At 56.1% G+C, this 16,787-nt stretch carries 14 protein-coding genes and 1 pseudogene; 6 read left to right on the forward strand and 9 right to left on the reverse strand.

Features of this window, described 5'->3' with window-relative positions; translation table 11 throughout:
* Positions 1-53: 53 nt before the first annotated feature.
* Positions 54-962, forward strand: a complete 909-nt coding sequence (locus AC2TE5_RS11515) for a LysR family transcriptional regulator (protein ID WP_213327541.1) — start codon at positions 54-56, stop codon at positions 960-962.
* 270 nt (positions 963-1,232) lie between these two features.
* Here the strand turns inward: AC2TE5_RS11515 and AC2TE5_RS11520 are convergent.
* Positions 1,233-1,559: pseudogene (locus tag AC2TE5_RS11520) on the reverse strand (Silver-binding protein).
* A 220-nt stretch (positions 1,560-1,779) separates the two neighbouring features.
* Here AC2TE5_RS11520 and AC2TE5_RS11525 point away from each other — a divergent pair.
* On the forward strand, positions 1,780-2,322 hold the full coding sequence (locus AC2TE5_RS11525) for a hypothetical protein (protein ID WP_484613294.1): 543 nt from the start codon (positions 1,780-1,782) through the stop codon (positions 2,320-2,322).
* A 42-nt stretch (positions 2,323-2,364) separates the two neighbouring features.
* Here AC2TE5_RS11525 and silA read toward each other — a convergent pair whose 3' ends face one another.
* The 4 genes from silA to AC2TE5_RS11545 are packed head-to-tail and all read right to left on the reverse strand — an operon-like array spanning position 2,365 to position 8,533.
* Entirely contained in the window at positions 2,365-5,505 is a 3,141-nt protein-coding gene (silA, locus tag AC2TE5_RS11530; RefSeq protein ID WP_484613336.1) for a Cu(+)/Ag(+) efflux RND transporter permease subunit SilA, read from the reverse strand.
* Positions 5,506-5,515: 10 nt separating this feature from the next.
* The gene (locus AC2TE5_RS11535) at positions 5,516-6,766 is read right to left on the reverse strand and encodes an efflux RND transporter periplasmic adaptor subunit (protein ID WP_484613295.1); all 1,251 of its coding nucleotides are present in this window, start codon (positions 6,764-6,766) and stop codon (positions 5,516-5,518) included.
* A gap of 11 nt (positions 6,767-6,777) precedes the next feature.
* Positions 6,778-7,119 (reverse strand): cation efflux system protein CusF, encoded by a 342-nt coding sequence (gene cusF, locus AC2TE5_RS11540; RefSeq protein WP_213327547.1) that lies wholly within the window; start codon positions 7,117-7,119, stop codon positions 6,778-6,780.
* 28 nt (positions 7,120-7,147) lie between these two features.
* Entirely contained in the window at positions 7,148-8,533 is a 1,386-nt protein-coding gene (locus AC2TE5_RS11545; RefSeq protein ID WP_484613296.1) for an efflux transporter outer membrane subunit, read from the reverse strand.
* Positions 8,534-8,695: 162 nt separating this feature from the next.
* On the opposite strand from AC2TE5_RS11545, the gene AC2TE5_RS11550 reads away from it, so the two are divergent.
* Positions 8,696-9,379, forward strand: coding sequence for a copper/silver response regulator transcription factor (locus tag AC2TE5_RS11550; RefSeq protein WP_121423768.1), 684 nt, complete (start codon positions 8,696-8,698; stop codon positions 9,377-9,379).
* Positions 9,369-10,823, forward strand: a complete 1,455-nt coding sequence (locus tag AC2TE5_RS11555; RefSeq protein WP_484613297.1) for a Cu(+)/Ag(+) sensor histidine kinase — start codon at positions 9,369-9,371, stop codon at positions 10,821-10,823. The genes AC2TE5_RS11550 and AC2TE5_RS11555 overlap by 11 nt, the downstream gene beginning before the upstream one ends.
* A gap of 3 nt (positions 10,824-10,826) precedes the next feature.
* Here the strand turns inward: AC2TE5_RS11555 and AC2TE5_RS11560 are convergent, their stop codons facing one another.
* The gene (locus tag AC2TE5_RS11560; RefSeq protein WP_368740995.1) at positions 10,827-11,732 is read right to left on the reverse strand and encodes a LysR family transcriptional regulator; all 906 of its coding nucleotides are present in this window, start codon (positions 11,730-11,732) and stop codon (positions 10,827-10,829) included.
* Positions 11,733-11,849: 117 nt separating this feature from the next.
* Here AC2TE5_RS11560 and AC2TE5_RS11565 point away from each other — a divergent pair, with 117 nt between their 5' ends.
* Positions 11,850-13,253, forward strand: coding sequence for an MFS transporter (locus AC2TE5_RS11565; protein ID WP_484613298.1), 1,404 nt, complete (start codon positions 11,850-11,852; stop codon positions 13,251-13,253).
* Between the two features lie 78 nt (positions 13,254-13,331).
* Here AC2TE5_RS11565 and AC2TE5_RS11570 read toward each other — a convergent pair whose 3' ends face one another.
* Genes AC2TE5_RS11570 through AC2TE5_RS11580 form a run of 3 tightly spaced genes read right to left on the reverse strand, consistent with a single transcriptional unit; the run spans position 13,332 to position 16,042 of the window.
* Positions 13,332-14,327, reverse strand: a complete 996-nt coding sequence (locus tag AC2TE5_RS11570; RefSeq protein WP_484613299.1) for a DUF2891 domain-containing protein — start codon at positions 14,325-14,327, stop codon at positions 13,332-13,334.
* A 9-nt stretch (positions 14,328-14,336) separates the two neighbouring features.
* Positions 14,337-15,323 carry a DUF979 domain-containing protein gene (locus AC2TE5_RS11575; RefSeq protein WP_484613300.1) on the reverse strand — a complete coding sequence of 329 codons (987 nt, stop codon included), beginning with the start codon at positions 15,321-15,323 and terminating at the stop codon, positions 14,337-14,339.
* Positions 15,320-16,042 carry a DUF969 domain-containing protein gene (locus AC2TE5_RS11580; protein ID WP_032657020.1) on the reverse strand — a complete coding sequence of 241 codons (723 nt, stop codon included), beginning with the start codon at positions 16,040-16,042 and terminating at the stop codon, positions 15,320-15,322. The genes AC2TE5_RS11575 and AC2TE5_RS11580 overlap by 4 nt, the downstream gene beginning before the upstream one ends.
* Positions 16,043-16,241: 199 nt before the next feature.
* On the opposite strand from AC2TE5_RS11580, the gene AC2TE5_RS11585 reads away from it, so the two are divergent.
* The gene (locus AC2TE5_RS11585) at positions 16,242-16,787 is read left to right on the forward strand and encodes a winged helix DNA-binding protein (protein ID WP_023335754.1); all 546 of its coding nucleotides are present in this window, start codon (positions 16,242-16,244) and stop codon (positions 16,785-16,787) included.

Here is a 16,787-nt window from a genome sequence, read left to right on the forward strand (position 1 = left end):
CGCAAGTGATAAATGTAATTGCATAATATAAGCCAGCAGGTATGCATTTTTGTATGAAGCTCAATATCCCGTGGGAATGGTATCGCACCTTTTTGGTCGTGATGAAAGAAGGGTCCTTGTCTGGGGCCGCACGCAGGCTTGCCATTACCCAGCCAACTGCCGGGCGTCATATTGCGGCGCTGGAATCAGCCCTGGGCCTTGTTTTATTTACCCGTTCGCAGACAGGATTGCAGGCCACGGACGCAGCCGTCGAGCTGAAGGGCCATGCGCAAGCGATGGAAAATACGGCCATGATGATTGAGCGGTCGGCTGCCAGTTTCAGTTCCGGCGCAACCGGACTACGAGGCGTGGTGCGCGTTGCCGCCAGTGAAATCATCGGCACCGAGGTTCTGCCTCCGGTGATTGCACACATAAAGGAAGAATACCCGCAAATAACCGTTGAGCTGGTTCTGTCTAATCGCGTTCAGGATTTACTGAACCGGGAAGCGGACATTGCTGTACGCATGACCACACCGGTGCAGGAGCAACTGATTGCGCGTCGGATGGGCAGGATTGAAATAGGTCTGCATGCCGCGCCAGCGTATCTGTCACGACATGGTGCACCGGAAAGTATTGATGAATTATTCACCCATACGCTTGTGGGTTTCGATAATATGACGCCTTTTATTTTACAAGCGCTTAAACAGTACCCACAGCTAAACCGCGAACTGTTTACCGTGCGAACCGACAGTGATATTGCACAGTTAAACCTCATACGCGCCGGGGCAGGTATCGGTATGTGTCAGGTGCAGCTCGCCGATTTTTCTCCGCCGTTACAGAGGATAATGCCTGATTTCTTTGCATTTCATCTCGACACCTGGCTGGTGATGCATGAGGATCTACGCCACAGCCAGGCCTGTAAAACGGTGTTTGATTTTCTTGCTGAGGGTTTACAGGCTTATATCAACAGGGCAAAACGGTGAGCCATGCACTGTGAGAGGAGCAGCGTGACGATAAAAGAACTTGAGAAGGCACACTCAGAGACCATTATCATCCAGGCCAAGGATGTCCACAAAACGCCAGATTTCTCCTCATTCCATATTGGTGCGCATAATGTATATTATGTTAAATTCAATATGCCGATAACCCTGTCCTCGATTTTCTACGTGATATCCCGGCCTTACCTATAACAAACGCCCCTTTTTTAAGGAGCGTATCAGTAACGTCAATAATCAATGAGGCTTCGCCGCCGATTAATTCTCTGTCATCTGGCGACGATGTTGTTGTTGCGCCTGCTGCTGATGGCTGACCGAAGACTAGCCGTTATTCGCCGTCTCGTGTGCAATCGCCGCTTTCTCGTGTTCATTCATCGCGGAAAACGACGTCGCTTTTTCGTTAGTACCGCATGGACGGGTTTTAATCATCTCCTTATGCATTCCCGCCATGCTCTGGCTCGAATTTGATGTGTTGCTTTGCATCATGTCATGGGACATTGCTGCCTGTTTGTTGTTTGTCTCTGCCGCCCAGCTGGATGCAGAAACCGCCAGGATGGCAATAACAGATAAAAGGATCTTTTTCATAACGGTATCTCCGAAGTTAAAGTGCCCAATAGTTGGTGGCCTTCTTTATAATGAATTATAAAAATCGGCCGCTGTTTATCGCATGACTGGCGAGTGACATTTCTGTCACTCTATGGGCTTATTCCCTACCCTGTTCCGGCACTCAAGGAATGAGAGATACAAAACGTTGATTATTCAAATTATTAGAAGAGCATCCCGTCACCTGCAACACTGTAACGAGGTGGCTACCAGCATAAGCAATGCCTCCCCGACGCAGCTGCAACAGCTAAAGACTCAGTTGGCTGTAGAAATGGGCAAACCTGTAGGCCTACACACCATGGGTATTCCCGCGGCAATCAGTACCCTCGGGGTGATTGTCAGTTTCGCCATTCCGCAGCTGTGGCTGGGGTATGGCGTACTCGCTGGACTCGATCAGCCAGCGGGACACGTATTCGTCTGGGTTGTCCTGATCGCCCTTCTGTTCGCTGGCCTTAACGGCGTGACGATGTTTATGATTGGCAAAGGCAGCATGCGCGCCGTGCGGTTACACCTTACGCTGGCGGTGATAAGCCTGGTATTAACGGCAGCCTATCTGCTGGTCGCGCTGAGCGGTAGCGTTGCTCCGGGCGTCAGTCTGACCGCGGCGCTAGTGAGTATCGTCATGCTACTGATTAGCGGCAGCTGTATCCTTTCCACCGCCTTCTATAAGATGCTGCTGTTTACTCTGCATAATCGTGCCTGGCGCAAGCTTCTCAACCAGACGCGTGCTAAAACAGCGCGCTAAGCGTTCGTCCCGTTAAAAACCCGCCATCGCTGGCGGGTTTTTTTATGGCTTTTTATGCCTGCGCAACCAAATTAACTTATACGCCGCAGGAATAATAAACAGCGATAGCAGCGGAGCCGTGATCATCCCGCCAATCATCGGCGCCGCTATCCGGCTCATGACCTCTGACCCGGCACCGGTCCCCCACAGAATGGGCAGCAGACCGGCAATAATCACCGCGACGGTCATTGCCTTTGGCCGCACGCGCAGCACGGCGCCATGATAAAGAGCGTCATCAAGCCCCTGTTCGGTGAACGTTTCCCGATGGGATAACGCCGGCTGTGCCTCAACGGCATGACGCAAATACATCAGCATGACCACCCCAAATTCTGCCGCCACCCCGGCCAGGGCGATAAAGCCGGTGCCGGTTGCGACAGACATATGGAAGCCCTGCCAGTAGAGGAACCATATTCCCCCGACCAGGGCGAACGGCAGGCTCATCAGGATCAGCAGCGCTTCATCCACGCGACGGAACGCCAGATACAGCAGAATGAAGATGATCATCACCGTCATCGGCACCATCAGCTTCAGTTTCTTGTTGGCATGCTCGAGCAGCTCAAACTGTCCGGAGAATGAGACGCTGGTGCCCGGCCTCAGCTTTACGCTCTGACTGATGGCCGTCTTAATGTCGTTGACCACCGACACCATATCCCTGCCGCGGGCATCGATATAAATCCAGCTCGCAGGTCGGGCATTCTCCGTTTTCAGCATCGTGGGGCCGGAAACCACGTTGATATCCGCTACATCCCCCAGCGTGATCTGCTGTTTCATCGGCGTCAGGATAGGCATCTGCTTCAACGCGCTCGGGCTGTTCCGGTAGTCCTGGGGATAGCGAATATTGATCGGGTACCGGGCGACGCCTTCCACCGTTTCACCCACCGTCGCCCCGCCGATGGCCGAGGAGACAAAGAGCTGCACATCGCCCACCGTCATCCCGTAGCGGGAGGCTTTTTCCCGGTTGATATCGACATCAATGTAGCGCCCGCCCTCCAGACGTTCAGCCAGGGCAGACACCACGCCGGGCACCGTTTTGGCTACCGCCTCGATGCTCTGCGCCGTGGCGTCAATATCCGACAGAACGGTACCCGACACCTTGATACCAATCGGGCTTTTGATCCCGGTGGAAAGCATGTCTATCCGGTTGCGAATCGGCGGAACCCACAGGTTAGCCAAGCCGGGTAACCGAACGGTCTTGTCGAGCTCGTCAATAATCTTGTCAATCGTCATGCCGGGCCGCCACTCATTCTCAGGTTTGAGCTGAATGGTGGTTTCCACCATTTCGAGCGGCGCGGAATCCGTAGCCGTTTCGGCCTTACCCGTCTTGCCGAAAACAGAGGCCACCTCAGGCACGGTTTTGATTAACTTGTCCGTGGTCTGTAACAGCGCCGCCGCTTCTGCCGGAGAAACGCCCGGCAATGTTGACGGCATATACAGCAGATCGCCTTCATTGATCTTCGGCAGGAACTCGCCACCCACCTGGCTCAGGGGCCAGATCACCGTGAAGATGGACAAGGCCGCAACCAGCAGGGTTGTTTTTGGCCAGTGGAGAACCTTAATCAGTAGCGGATGGTAGGCTTTAATCAGCAGCCTGTTCAATGGGTTACTGGTCTCTGCGGGAATCTTACCCCGGATCCAGAATCCCATCAGGATGGGGATAACGATGATGGCCAGCGCGGCCGCACCCGCCATGGAGTACGTTTTGGTGAAGGCCAGCGGACCAAACAGCCGCCCTTCCTGGCCCTCAAGGGTAAAGACAGGAATGAAGGATAAGGTGATGATCAGCAGGCTGATAAACAGCGCGGGGCCAACCTCGACAGAGGCATTGGTGATCACCTTCCAGCGCATGGCGTTATCAATCTGTTCTCCTGGATGCTGGTGATCCCACTCCTCCAGCCGTTTGTGCGCGTTTTCAATCATGACGATAGCGGCATCCACCATCGCACCGACCGCAATGGCAATGCCTCCCAGGGACATAATATTGGCGTTCAGTCCCTGGAAGTGCATGACGATAAAGGCAATACACAGGCCAAGCGGCAGAGAGATAATCGCGACCAGCGCAGAGCGAACGTGCCACAGGAACAGGGCGCAGACGATGGCCACCACGATAAACTCTTCGAGCAGCTTGGAACTCAGGTTGTCGATTGCCCGATCGATGAGCTGGCTGCGATCGTAGGTCGTCACAATCTCAACGCCTTCCGGCAGGCTGGCCTTCAGCGTCTCCAGCTTATCTTTCACCGCCGTAATGACTTCACGCGCATTTTTGCCCGAACGCAGGATCACCACGCCACCCGCAACTTCACCCTGCCCGTTCAGCTCGGCAATACCGCGCCGCATTTCCGGCCCCGTTTGTACGCGGGCAACATCGCGAAGGTAAATCGGTACCCCGTTCTCTCCGGTTTTCAGGACGATGTTATTGAAATCGTCCATCGTCTGCAGATAGCCGCTGGCCCGGACCATATACTCCGCTTCCGCCATTTCAACTGACGATCCTCCTGCCTCCTGGTTAGACGACTCAAGGGCCTGCTTAACCTCCGGCAGACTAATGCCGTACTGAGCCAGTTTTAACGGATTGACCTGGATCTGATACTGCTTCACCACGCCGCCGACGGAGGCCACTTCGGCCACGTTCGGGATCGTTTTCAGCTCAAATTTCAGGAACCAGTCCTGCAGCGAGCGCAACTCTGCGAGATCGTGTTTTCCGCTGCGATCCACCAGCGCATACTCGAATATCCAGCCCACGCCGGTGGCATCAGGACCAATTTCAGAGCTCACGCCGGCAGGCAGTTTGCCCTGAACCTGGTTCAGATACTCCAGCACGCGCGAACGGGCCCAGTACAAATCGGTGCCATCTTCAAAAATGACGTACACGTACGAATCGCCAAACTGCGAGAAACCGCGCACGGTCTTTGCGCCGGGAACCGAGAGCATGGTGGTAGTCAGTGGATAGGTCACCTGGTTTTCGACAATCTGCGGGGCCTGGCCGGGATAGCTGGTTTTGATAATCACCTGAACGTCAGAGAGATCGGGCAAGGCATCGACCGGGGTGTTGATAATGGTCCATGTCCCCCAGACGCTGAGGAACAGCGCCCCCATCATGACCAGGAAACGGTTGGCGACAGACCGCCGGATAATCCATTCAATCATCATCGTCTCCTTAATGGCCAGAATGTGCGCCGTCAGCAGCTTCAGCGTGACGCATGCGCTCCAGCGCGCCGGTAATATTGGCCTCCGAGTCAATCAGGAACAGACCGCTGACCACCACCGACTCCCCCTCTTCCAGTCCGCTACCAATGCCGGACTGCTGCTGAGATTCATGCAGAACGTGGATCCTTTTCGGGACAAAATTCCCGTCCGCATCAACCGTAATAACGCGCTGTTCTTTGCCGGTATCGATAACGGCCTGGGAGGGGATCAGCAGCATTTCCTGACTTTGGGTATTCAGCTTCAGGTAGGCATTCATGCCCGGTTTAAGCAGCTCATCCTTGTTAGCGACCTGCAGGCGCACCTGCAGCGTTCGGGTGGTTTGATCCACGCTCGGCAGAAGACTCCATTTTTCAACCGGGAAGGATTTATCCGGCCAGGCCGGTATCGAAACAGCAAACTGCGAGGTATCTTTCAGCAGATAAGCAATGGATTCAGGTACTGCCGCGCCGATCCAGACCGGATCCATCCCCTGAATTTGCGCCACCACCTTATCTTTGGAAATATTCATGCCGGTACGCAGGTCAAAGGCCGTGATCGCTCCGTCGATCGGCGCCTTGATGGTAAACCGGGTCTGGATAGTGCGGGTCGCACGCAGCCTCTGAATATCCTCATCCGGCATACCCGCCAGGCGAAGCCGTTCCAGAACCCCTTTTATTTGCGTTGGCGTTCCGCCGGTGCCGGATAACAGCAGAAACTCACTCTGCGCCTCTACCCAGTCAGGAATGGTAATATCAATAAGCGGCGTGCCTTTCTTCACCTTATCGCCCGTCGTCAGCGGGTACACTTTCTCCACGAAGCCTTCCGCACGCGCCTGCACAATCACAAACTGATAGTCGTTATAGCTGACGTTGGCTGGGATGGTCTGGGCATAATTCAGCGTTCCGCGCGTCACCTTTTGCGTTTTTAATCCCAGGTTCTGAACCTGTGTTGGGTCAATACGGATACCGGCACTGCTTTTATTGTCGTTTTCATCCGCATATTTCGGTACCAGATCCATATCCATAAACGGTGATTTGCCGGGCTTATCGAATTTAACGTCTGGCTTCATCGGGTCATACCAGAAAAGCACCTTTCTTTCTGGTGCGCTATTTTCCATTTTTTCAGATGAATGAAGAGCCTGCCAGGCCGTCACCGATATCAGCCCTCCCGCAATTAGGCTGCTGACAATCATGGCAGCATATTTTATTTTTAATGAGGCCATGCCGTTTCTCGCTATTTAATGCTCTTCAGTAAAGAGATATTGCCCTGCTGAACAAACGAAAAATCAACGTGACTGCCGACTTTTAAGGCATTGATACTCTCGTCAGCCTGAATAAAGGTGAAACGCATGGTCATCGCGGGCCAGCCAATCGCTGGGATAGCCTCATGAGAAATCGTGATTTTTTTATTCGTAAGATCAATGTCCTTCACGATACCGGTCCCGGTGATGAGCTGCTCTGTGGTCCCTTCGCTGGCAGCACTCATCCCCTCGTGCTGATGAACCTCAGCCTGGAGGCCGGCAGAAAACATAATGGAGATCGCACCGAATACAACAGCCTTAAGTGAATTGCGCATGTTTATTTTCCTGTTTAATTAAATAACGTTATTCGACCCAACCGCCGCCGAGCGCGGTGAAGAGATTAATTTCATTAACCTGCCGGGCATAAATAAGGTCGAGAATATTTTGCTGCGTGGAGAAAAGAGAACGTTCCGCGTCAAGCACTTCGATATAGCTGACCGCACCGCTGGAATATAACCCTCTGGCCCGCTGCAGGGTGATGCGTAGCGAATCAAGATACCGCTGCTGCGCAGCAAGCTGCTGGTTAATGCTGTCACGCAGCGCGAGCGCGTCGGCAACCTGTTTGAAGGCGGACTGAATTTTTTGTTCGTAATTCACAACCGACTGCTGCTGGCGAATTTCGGCCAGCTTCAGGTTGGCCTTATTTCTGCCCGCATTAAAAATGGGAATGTCGATTTTAGGAATAAAATTCCACATCCCGCTCCCTGACGTGAACAGGCTGGACAACTCCGTGCTGCCGGTTGAAAGCCCGCTGGTGAGTGATATGGACGGGAAAAAGGCCGCTCGCGCCGCGCCGATATTTGCATCGGCCGCCTTAAGCTGATACTCCGCTTCCATAATATCCGGGCGCTGCAGCAGTATCGCTGAGGAAAGATGGGGAGGCAGTTTTACCGGCGCAACGTCGCTGGCGTTCATACCGCCGTCGCCCGGCAGCGCGCGATACGTGCCGAGGACCAGCTGCAGGGCATTATTGGCCTGCGCCAGCTCCCCCTCTCTTTTGGCAATCTCTGCCCGCGTGCTTTCGATCTGTCCCCGGGCCTGTTCCAGCGCCAGGACGTTCGTACTGCCCGTCACCAACTGCTGCTCAACGAACGCATAAGACTGCTGGTAATTTGTCAGCGTATCCCGCGCAATGCGCAGCTGTTTGTACGCCAGCTGCTGGTTGAAATAGCTCTGAGAAACGTTAGTGACGAGCAGGATATGTACCGCGCGACGGGCCTCTTCGCTGGCGAAAAAGTTTTGTCGGTCGGCATCGCTCATGTTCCTCAGCTTGCCGAAGAAATCGAGTTCATAGCTAAGCGCAAGACCCGCGTCGTACTGCTGCGCGGTGGGTTTGTCACTTTTCAGCCCACCGCCGTACGTGATACTCGAGGAGGCATTCAGCTGAGGATAACGATCCGCATCCGTCACGTTAAACTGCGCCCGGGCTTCCTCGACCTTCAGGGCGGCCATTTTGATATCGCGATTGTTATTCAGGGCTTCCGTAATCAGCCCCGCAACCTGAGGTTCTACAAAAAAGCGTCGCCAGCCGGTGTCCTGATACCCCGCCGCCGCGGGCGTCAGGCCGTTCCGGGAGAGCGAAAACTGCTGGGGTACAGGTGCTTCCGGTCGCTGGTACTCTGGGGCCAGCGAGACGCAGCCTGCCAGAATAAATACCGTGCTGATGCTTAGTCGTTTTAACAGGAACATAGCGGTTCAAATGAAGTCCAGAGTAGTTTTAGGGCTACTCTACGGAACGCATCCTGTTTGACGGGTGACAGGATAATGACAATGTTGTCATTTTTAGCGTAAGTCATTGTTAACGGTCGCAGGCTCACTAGAATGTCATCAGCAGCCAGTCAGGGGAGCATGATGAAAATACTGATCGTCGAAGACGAAATTAAAACCGGTGAGTACCTGAGTAAGGGGCTGACTGAAGCGGGGTTTGTTGTGGACCACGCGGATAACGGCCTGAACGGCTACCATCTCGCCATGACCGCTGAATACGATCTGCTGATTCTGGATATCATGCTGCCCGATGTGAACGGCTGGGACATCGTCCGCATGCTCCGCTCTGGAGGCAAAGGGATGCCCATCCTGTTACTCACGGCTCTCGGCACGATTGAACACCGGGTTAAAGGGCTTGAGCTTGGCGCGGATGATTATCTGATTAAGCCTTTCGCCTTTGCAGAGCTGCTCGCCCGGGTAAGGACGCTGTTAAGACGCGGAAATACGGTGATCGCGGAAAGCCAGCTTCAGGTGGCAGACCTGACGGTTGACCTCGTGTCGAGAAAGGTAAGCCGGGCCGGAAGTCGCATCCTGTTAACCAGCAAAGAGTTTAGCCTGCTGGAGTTTTTCATGCGTCATCAGGGAGAGGTGCTTCCCCGCTCCCTGATTGCCTCCCAGGTGTGGGACATGAATTTTGACAGCGACACAAACGCAATTGATGTGGCGGTAAAGCGGCTTCGCGCGAAAATCGATAACGATTATGAACCGAAGCTGATCCAGACGGTGCGCGGCGTGGGCTATATGCTGGAGGTACCGGATGCTCGTTAAGCTTCCCAGGCGCCCCTTTTCTCTTGCCCTGCGGCTGACCTTTTTTATCAGTCTCTCCACGATACTGGCCTTTTTCGCCTTTACCTGGTTTATGCTCCATTCCGTTGAAAAGCATTTCGCCGAGCAGGATATCAACGATCTGCAGCAAATCAGCACTACGATGCACCGCATACTGCGATCGCCCACCGACCCCGATCAAAAGAAAATCAGCAAGATCAAAGAGTCGATCGCCGGCTACCGCAGCGTAGCCGTCCTGCTCCTGGATCCGCAGGGAAATACCCTGTTCAGCTCGGCGCAAGGGGCGGCACTGCGCCCTGCGATGAACACGGCGGATTTTAGCGAACACTGTCGCACACAGGAAGTGTTTCACTGGACGGTTGAAGGCCATGCCATGCCTGTGCACGACGGGTCCGACATGAACATGGAAACGTACCGGATTATCGCCTCTACAGGAACGGCGACGCTGCAGGGCAAAACGCAGGGCTACGTCATGCTGATCGGACTCTCCATTAATTTTCATCTGCACTACCTGGAGGCGCTGAAAAAGAATCTCCTGATGATTGCCGCGGCGATCAGCCTGCTGATTATTCTTGTCATCCGCATCGCGGTTCGTCAGGGACATTTACCCCTGCGTAACGTCAGCAACGCCATAAAAAATATCACCTCAGAAAACCTGGATGCGCGGCTGGAGCCGTCTCTCGTACCCGTTGAGCTGGAACAGCTGGTCATCTCCTTCAACCATATGATCGAAAAGATTGAAGATGTCTTTACCCGTCAGGCGAATTTTTCCGCCGATATCGCGCATGAAATCAGAACGCCCATCACCAACCTGGTGACGCAAACGGAAATCGCGCTGAGCCAGAACCGCTCGCAGAAAGAGCTGGAAGATGTTCTGTACTCCAGTCTGGAAGAGTACAACCGGATGACCCGGATGGTTAGCGACATGCTTTTCCTGGCGCAGGCGGATAATAACCAGCTGATCCCTGACCGGGTGATGTTTGATTTAAGTGCCGAGGTCATGAAAGTCTTCGAATTCTTCGAAGCCTGGGCGGAAGAACGCAACATCACGCTGAAATTTAACGGGATGCCCTGCCTGATAGAAGGCGATCCTCAGATGTTCAGAAGAGCAATGAATAATCTGCTCTCCAATGCCCTGCGCTATACGCCACCAGGAAAAGCGGTGACGGTTTCCATCAGACATCAGGATAACGACGTTGAACTGATGATAGAAAACCCCGGTAAGCCGATCCCTCAGGAACATCTGCCAAAGCTGTTTGACCGTTTCTATCGCGTCGATCCGTCCAGACAGCGCAAAGGCGAAGGCAGCGGGATCGGGCTTGCCATCGTGAAGTCCATCGTCACCGCGCACCATGGAAAAGTCCGCGTGGAATCGGATGAGGTGTCGACACGCTTCATCCTCTCCGTGCCGGGAAATGCGGCCTGAGCGTCAGCGCACGGGCCGACACACTTCCAGAACCTTTTCCCTGAGCCATCGATGCCCCGGATCTCTTTCCATACGCGGATGCCACATCTGCGACACCGTAATGGTCCGGGTTTTAAACGGCAGCTCAAAGACGTGTACGCGCTCGTTCATCGGCTGATTGAGCAGGTACAGCGCCGGCACCATGGCTATCAGATCGGACGCCAGCGCCACGGACAGCGCCGTCGGAAATCCGGGCACCACGCTGGCGACCTTGCGCTTCATCCCCCGTTCCGCCAGCGCGTCATCGACAAACCCGTGTAACGATCCGTCCGGTGAGGCCACCACGTGGCCCCACGCGACATAATCGGCAAGGCTGACGTCAGGCCGTAATGATAGCGGATGCCCCTTGCGCACCGCGCCAACAAACCGATCCTGAAAAAGCCTTTGCAGCCGTATTTCAGGCCCCATATTGCTCTGCACGCCGATCTCCAGGTCGACCAGCCCCTCGCGCAAATAGCGCGACGTTTTTTCAGGTTTCGGAGAGAAGCGGATGCACACCTCGGGCGCAACGCTCGCCACCGCCGCAATAAGCAGCGGCCCAAACGCCACCACAAAACCGTCGTTAGCTCTGATGGTGAACAGCCGCTCGAGATTTTCCACCTTCAGCGCGTCGGTGGAGGGCTGTAGCACCGCCCTCGCCTCATGCACGGCGCTTCTGGCGCGGTCCCGCGTGGCTTCTGCCCAGGGCGTCAGCACCATATGACGCCCGGCCCGCACCAGAATAGGATCGCCGGTCACCTCCCGCAACCTGCTCAGGGTGCGGCTCATGGCGGAGGTGCTGAGGTTCAAACGTCGCGCCGCGCCCGCCACGCTGGCTTCTGCGAGCAGAACGTCGAGTGCAACCAGAAGGTTAAAGTCAGGATCGGACACGATGGCTCCTCAGATAAGGCGTTATATGCAATGATTAAGTGCAAATGGTGCGTCTTCCGCCCTGTATACCGCATGATTATAGTTTCGTCATTACTATTCTTATCCGGAGTAACGACGATGACGCTATTTTCAAACCAGCCCGGCGATGAAGGTTTGCCCGGGCACGAACGCGCCAGGGTGATGGCCGCCGTCATGACCACCACGCTGATGGGCGTCTTTGACGGCACCATGATCAACATCGCGCTGCCCTCCATGGCAACGGCGATGCAGGTCCCCGCGAACGTGGCGGTCTGGTTCGCCAACGGTTACCTGCTGTCAGCGGCAATGACGTTAGCCCTCTTCGCGGCGCTGGCGGCGCGCGTGGGCTATCGCCCGGTGTTTCTTGCCGGGCTTGCCACCTTTACGCTCACCTCGATCGGCTGCGCGCTGGCGACCACGCCAGAAATGCTGATCGGCATGCGTATTTTGCAAGGCATCGGCGGTGCGGCCACGCTGAGTATCGCCCCGGCGATCCTGCGATCCGTTTTTCCGGGTCGACTGCTTGGCCGCATTCTGGGGCTGCACGCGCTGCTTATCGCCTCCAGCACGGCGATTGCCCCCGTGCTGGGCGGAACCATACTGGACGCGCTGAGCTGGCAGTGGCTGTTCGCCATTAACGTTATTCCGGGCAGCGTTGCCCTGCTGCTGGCGTGGCGCGCCTTGCCGCGGGAATCGGCCGTTGACCGCTCATCCTTTGATGCGCCAGGCGCCGTGCTCTCCGCCGCGCTGTTAGGTTCAGCGATTATGCTGGCCGACAGCCTTCAGCGCGTGGCGCAACACATTAGCCGGGAGGCCGTCGGCTGGGGGCTGCTCACGCTGGTCAGCGCTCTCGCCTTTATCTGGCGGATACGGCGCGCGCGAAGTCCCATCCTGCCGCCCGTCATGTTTAAAAACGGACGCTTCACCCTCGCAGCCCTGACTTCGCTGGCCACGTTTGTCAGCCAGGGCATCACCTTTGTCGCGCTGCCGTTCCTGTTTCAGAGCGTGTATGGCTACAGCCCGGTGGTCTCCGCGCTGCTGTTCACCCCATGGCCGATTGGCATCGTGCTGATCGCGCCGCACGCGGGACGCTGGGCAGATACGATTTCCGCGCCGCTGATCTCGACACTCGGGCTGATGATTTTTGTTGGTGGACTGGTCCTGCTGGCGACGTTGCCGGACAGCCCTTCCGCATGGAATATCTGCCTGCGCAGTCTGGTGTGCGGGATTGGGTTTGGCTGCTTTCAGAGCCCCAATAACCGGGAAATGCTCTCTAACGTGGCGCGGGAATATGCCAGCTATGCCTCCGGCGTGTTGTCTATCGTCAGGACATTCGGCCAGTGTCTCGGTGCCGCCGCGGTGGGCGTGCTGCTGGCCGCGACGACGGGATGGGACCATCAGCATGCCATCAAGGTTGCACTGTGGATAGCCGTCATCGCCTCGACGGGGTCGGTATTGTTTAGCGTGAGTCGGCTTCGCCCTGCGGTTCGCGCATCAGCCTGATTCGCTCGGCGGCGCTACGCTTGCACAATGTAGGCCGGGTAAGCGCAGCGTCACCCGGCAAAAAGACGACTCGTTTGTTTACTCCAGCGCCAGCAGCGCAAAGCTCGCCAGCCAGTGCCCACCGCTATAGTGGCTGCCGACTACATGCTCGACGCTTGCCGTCAGGTGTTTCGCCACCGCCTCGCGCAGCGCCTGCTGCGCCGGATGGTTAGCGGGAAGCGCTTTGGCAATATGCTTCATGCACCAGGCGCGGCTGAGGTTTAATCCGTCGAGATGGGCGATTTTCGGGTCGGTACGGTCGCTCACTTCCGCCGGGTTCATCAGCGCCGCAACGGAGCCGACATCCGGCAGAAACGCGTCAAACCAGGCCGGGAAGCCCTCCGACACCTTGCTCATCAGCAGCGCTTCCGTCAGCGCGCCGGAAATGTACTCATCCCCGCCGGGTTCGTAGTGGGCCGGATAGCGCGTGTCGCCGAGATAAAACCGCTCCGCCGCCTTCACAATCGCCTGCTCAAGCGCGCTATCTTCTACGGCTCGGGCGTAGTCCAGCCCCAGCGCGAGGGCAAACGCCGTGTTGTAGTGCGTCCCGACGCGGATCGAATAGGTGAGCTTGCTGAGGTAATCCACCAGCCTATTGCGAATATCCTGGGTTAGCGGCTCTAGCGTCCGGTACCAGCCTGCGGCCTGGGGCAGCGACGACTGTTTTAGCTCCTGCGCCAGCGCCAGCAGCCAGCCGTAGCCATACGGGCGCTCAAACGAGGCGCGGAACGGCGCGGTGAAATAGGCCAGCTCCTTCGCCACGTTCTCTTCCGTCAGGTGCTCGTCGAAAAGCGCGACGATCGCGTCCCGGCTCGGCAGTTCCGGAAAGAGGCGCACGCAGCGCAGCAGCAGCCAGTAGCCGTGCACCGCCGAATGCCAGTCAAAACAGCCGTAGAAAATCGGGTGCAGTTCGCGAGGCGGCAGCACGTCGCCATCATCATTCAGCAGATGCATGATGTGGTTCGGGTATTCCTGGCGCAAATAGGTCAAAGGCATGCGGGCAAACGCGTCAGCCTGATGTTGCGTTAATTCCATAACAGCTCCTTAGCGAAACACGAGGAAATACATGAGGAACACGTTCACCACCATCAGGGTTAACGCGGTCGGGATCTGGATCTTGATCACCTGATATTTGTCTTTCAGCTCCAGCAGCGCGGCGGGAACGATATTGAAGTTCGCGGCCATCGGCGTCATCAGCGTGCCGCAGTAGCCCGCGTACATGCCAATCGCCAGCAGCGGCGCCGGGTTGCCGTGATGCACGTTGATCAGAAACGGCAAGGCGATCCCCGCGCTAAGCACCGGGAAGGCCGCAAACGCATTCCCCATGATCATGGTAAACAGCGCCATCCCCACGCAGTAAATCACCACCAGCATAAAGCGGTTATCCGGGTTAACGAACAGGCTCACCACCTTCTGCACCGAATCACCAGTATTGGCCGCCACAAACACGCCGCCGAGCATGGCAAGCATCTGCGGCAGGATCACCGCCCAGCCGATGGTATCAACAAGACGACGAGACTGACGAATGGCATGCAGCGGCGTGCCTTTGGTCAGCCACCAGCCGGTGAGGATCGCCGCGACGCAGGCCACGCACAGCGCCGCGAGGGTGAGCTGTTTCTGATCGAGCAGGAACACGCCGCCAACCGAAACCCCTTTCAGGAACAGGGTGCCGATAACCGTCACCACCGGGATCATCAGCGCGGGCAGGAACAGCCAGTTTTTAAGGCGGTTTGACGAGGCGAGACGTTCGTCTTCGGTGGACATTTTATAGTGTCCTTTCCCGACAAGACCAAAGCCCGCCAGCAGCGCGATAGCGATAACGCCGCCGCCGATTATCCGGTACGCCAGCGATTTCCCCAGCTCCTGCACCATCAGGTCACCGAACAGGAAGATCCCACCGAATAAGAACCAGAACAGTGCCGTGGTAAAACGCTTCGGATTGGCGCGATCGCGCAGGGTCATCACAACCAGCAGCATCACGACGAAGCCGATCAGGTAGTACACGCGGTTAATGGTGATGAGCGTCATCATTGCGCCACCTCCTGTTTACCCTGCTCTGCACGCCAGGCCATAACGTCGCGACGGATGCTGGCATCCAGACGCAGCAGGCGCGTCATATGAATAACTAATGCCGCAATGGCGGTTGGGATAGCCCACAGGCCGATATGCAGCGGTTCAATGCCCGGAATACCGTTCTCCTTCAGGAACGCGTCGATCAGCAGCACCGCACCGAAGGCAATAAAGATATCTTCCCCAAAGAAGACCGCGATGTTGTCGCACGCGGCGGCATGGGCTTTGATTTTGTCGCGGATGTGCTGCGGCAGCTCGCCGTATTCGTTCAGCGCCGCCCCTTCGGCCATCGGCGCCAGCAGCGGGCGCACCGTCTGGGCATGACCGCCCAGCGACATAAGCCCCAGCGCGGCGGTGCCTTCACGGGCGACAAAATAGAGCATCAGAATGCGCGCCGAGGTGGCGCTGGCGATCTTAGCCACCCAGGCCTGGGCACGCTCCTTGAGCCCGTAATATTCCAGCAGACCAATCACGGGCAGGATCAGAATGAAGGTCGCCAGCGATCGGCTATTCACGAACTTTTCGCCAAAGGTCTCCAGCAGCATCCCGAAATCCATCCCGACCAGCAGACCCGTCGCCAGCCCCGCCACCACGACCACCAGCAGCGGGTTGAAGCGCAGTGCAAAACCAATAACCACGATCGGTATCCCGATCAGCGGCAACAGCGTAGTACCGTCCATAACGTTTACCCTATCCAAAGTGAGCGTTGCGCGCCGACGGCTATTTTTTTATTTTGCGGCGAGCGATGTTGTGTTTTTCGTCAGGTTTCGGAAAACCTGCGCTAAAAAGCTATATCTGAACCTCAAAAACATGTAAACAAATTATCAATAAAATGTTCTTATTTTATCGATGAGTTTACATTTCTGGCTAAGGAACGTTATGACCTCGAAAAAGAGTGCTTCACCCGATCGCGACGATATCAACGATGGCCGGATCGTCTCTTCCCGCCATCTGGTGTCCGAGCGCTGTGCGGAACTGTCAGAGCTGGAGTACGCGCTGATCATGACCAGCAACGCGTTCAATAAATGGATGGTGCGCTGCATGGCCGCAGCCGGTGAACCGGATATGGGCGCATTTGACGTCTCGCTGCTGCATCATGTGAACCACCGCGACCGCAAGAAAAAGCTGGCCGATATCTGTTTCGTTCTCAATGTGGAAGATACCCACGTGGTGACCTACGCCCTGAAAAAGCTGGTCAAAGCGGGCTATGTGACGAGCGAGAAAGCGGGCAAAGAGCTCTTTTTCTCCACCACCGAAGAAGGGAAAGCGTTGTGCATGAAGTACCGGGACGTGCGGGAGGCGTGTCTGATCGCAATCCACGCGGAGAGTGGCATTGCCGGGAAGTCGATTGGCGAGACCGCGCAGCTGTTACGCACGATCTCCTCCCTGTATGACACCGCCGCCCGCGCGGCGGCATCACTCTAA

The organism is Enterobacter sp. N5-15, assembly GCF_057221635.1.

What these genes read in the sequence shown, in the direction of transcription:
- AC2TE5_RS11515 (WP_213327541.1), top strand. Translation starts at nt 54, where the DNA reads ATGAAGCTCAATATCCCGTGGGAATGGTATCGCACCTTTTTGGTCGTG.
- silA (WP_484613336.1), bottom strand. Translation starts at nt 5,505, where the DNA reads ATGATTGAATGGATTATCCGGCGGTCTGTCGCCAACCGTTTCCTGGTC.
- AC2TE5_RS11535 (WP_484613295.1), bottom strand. Translation starts at nt 6,766, where the DNA reads ATGGCCTCATTAAAAATAAAATATGCTGCCATGATTGTCAGCAGCCTA.
- cusF (WP_213327547.1), bottom strand. Translation starts at nt 7,119, where the DNA reads ATGCGCAATTCACTTAAGGCTGTTGTATTCGGTGCGATCTCCATTATG.
- AC2TE5_RS11545 (WP_484613296.1), bottom strand. Translation starts at nt 8,533, where the DNA reads ATGTTCCTGTTAAAACGACTAAGCATCAGCACGGTATTTATTCTGGCA.
- AC2TE5_RS11550 (WP_121423768.1), top strand. Translation starts at nt 8,696, where the DNA reads ATGAAAATACTGATCGTCGAAGACGAAATTAAAACCGGTGAGTACCTG.
- AC2TE5_RS11555 (WP_484613297.1), top strand. Translation starts at nt 9,369, where the DNA reads ATGCTCGTTAAGCTTCCCAGGCGCCCCTTTTCTCTTGCCCTGCGGCTG.
- AC2TE5_RS11565 (WP_484613298.1), top strand. Translation starts at nt 11,850, where the DNA reads ATGACGCTATTTTCAAACCAGCCCGGCGATGAAGGTTTGCCCGGGCAC.
- AC2TE5_RS11570 (WP_484613299.1), bottom strand. Translation starts at nt 14,327, where the DNA reads ATGGAATTAACGCAACATCAGGCTGACGCGTTTGCCCGCATGCCTTTG.
- AC2TE5_RS11575 (WP_484613300.1), bottom strand. Translation starts at nt 15,323, where the DNA reads ATGATGACGCTCATCACCATTAACCGCGTGTACTACCTGATCGGCTTC.
- AC2TE5_RS11580 (WP_032657020.1), bottom strand. Translation starts at nt 16,042, where the DNA reads ATGGACGGTACTACGCTGTTGCCGCTGATCGGGATACCGATCGTGGTT.
- AC2TE5_RS11585 (WP_023335754.1), top strand. Translation starts at nt 16,242, where the DNA reads ATGACCTCGAAAAAGAGTGCTTCACCCGATCGCGACGATATCAACGAT.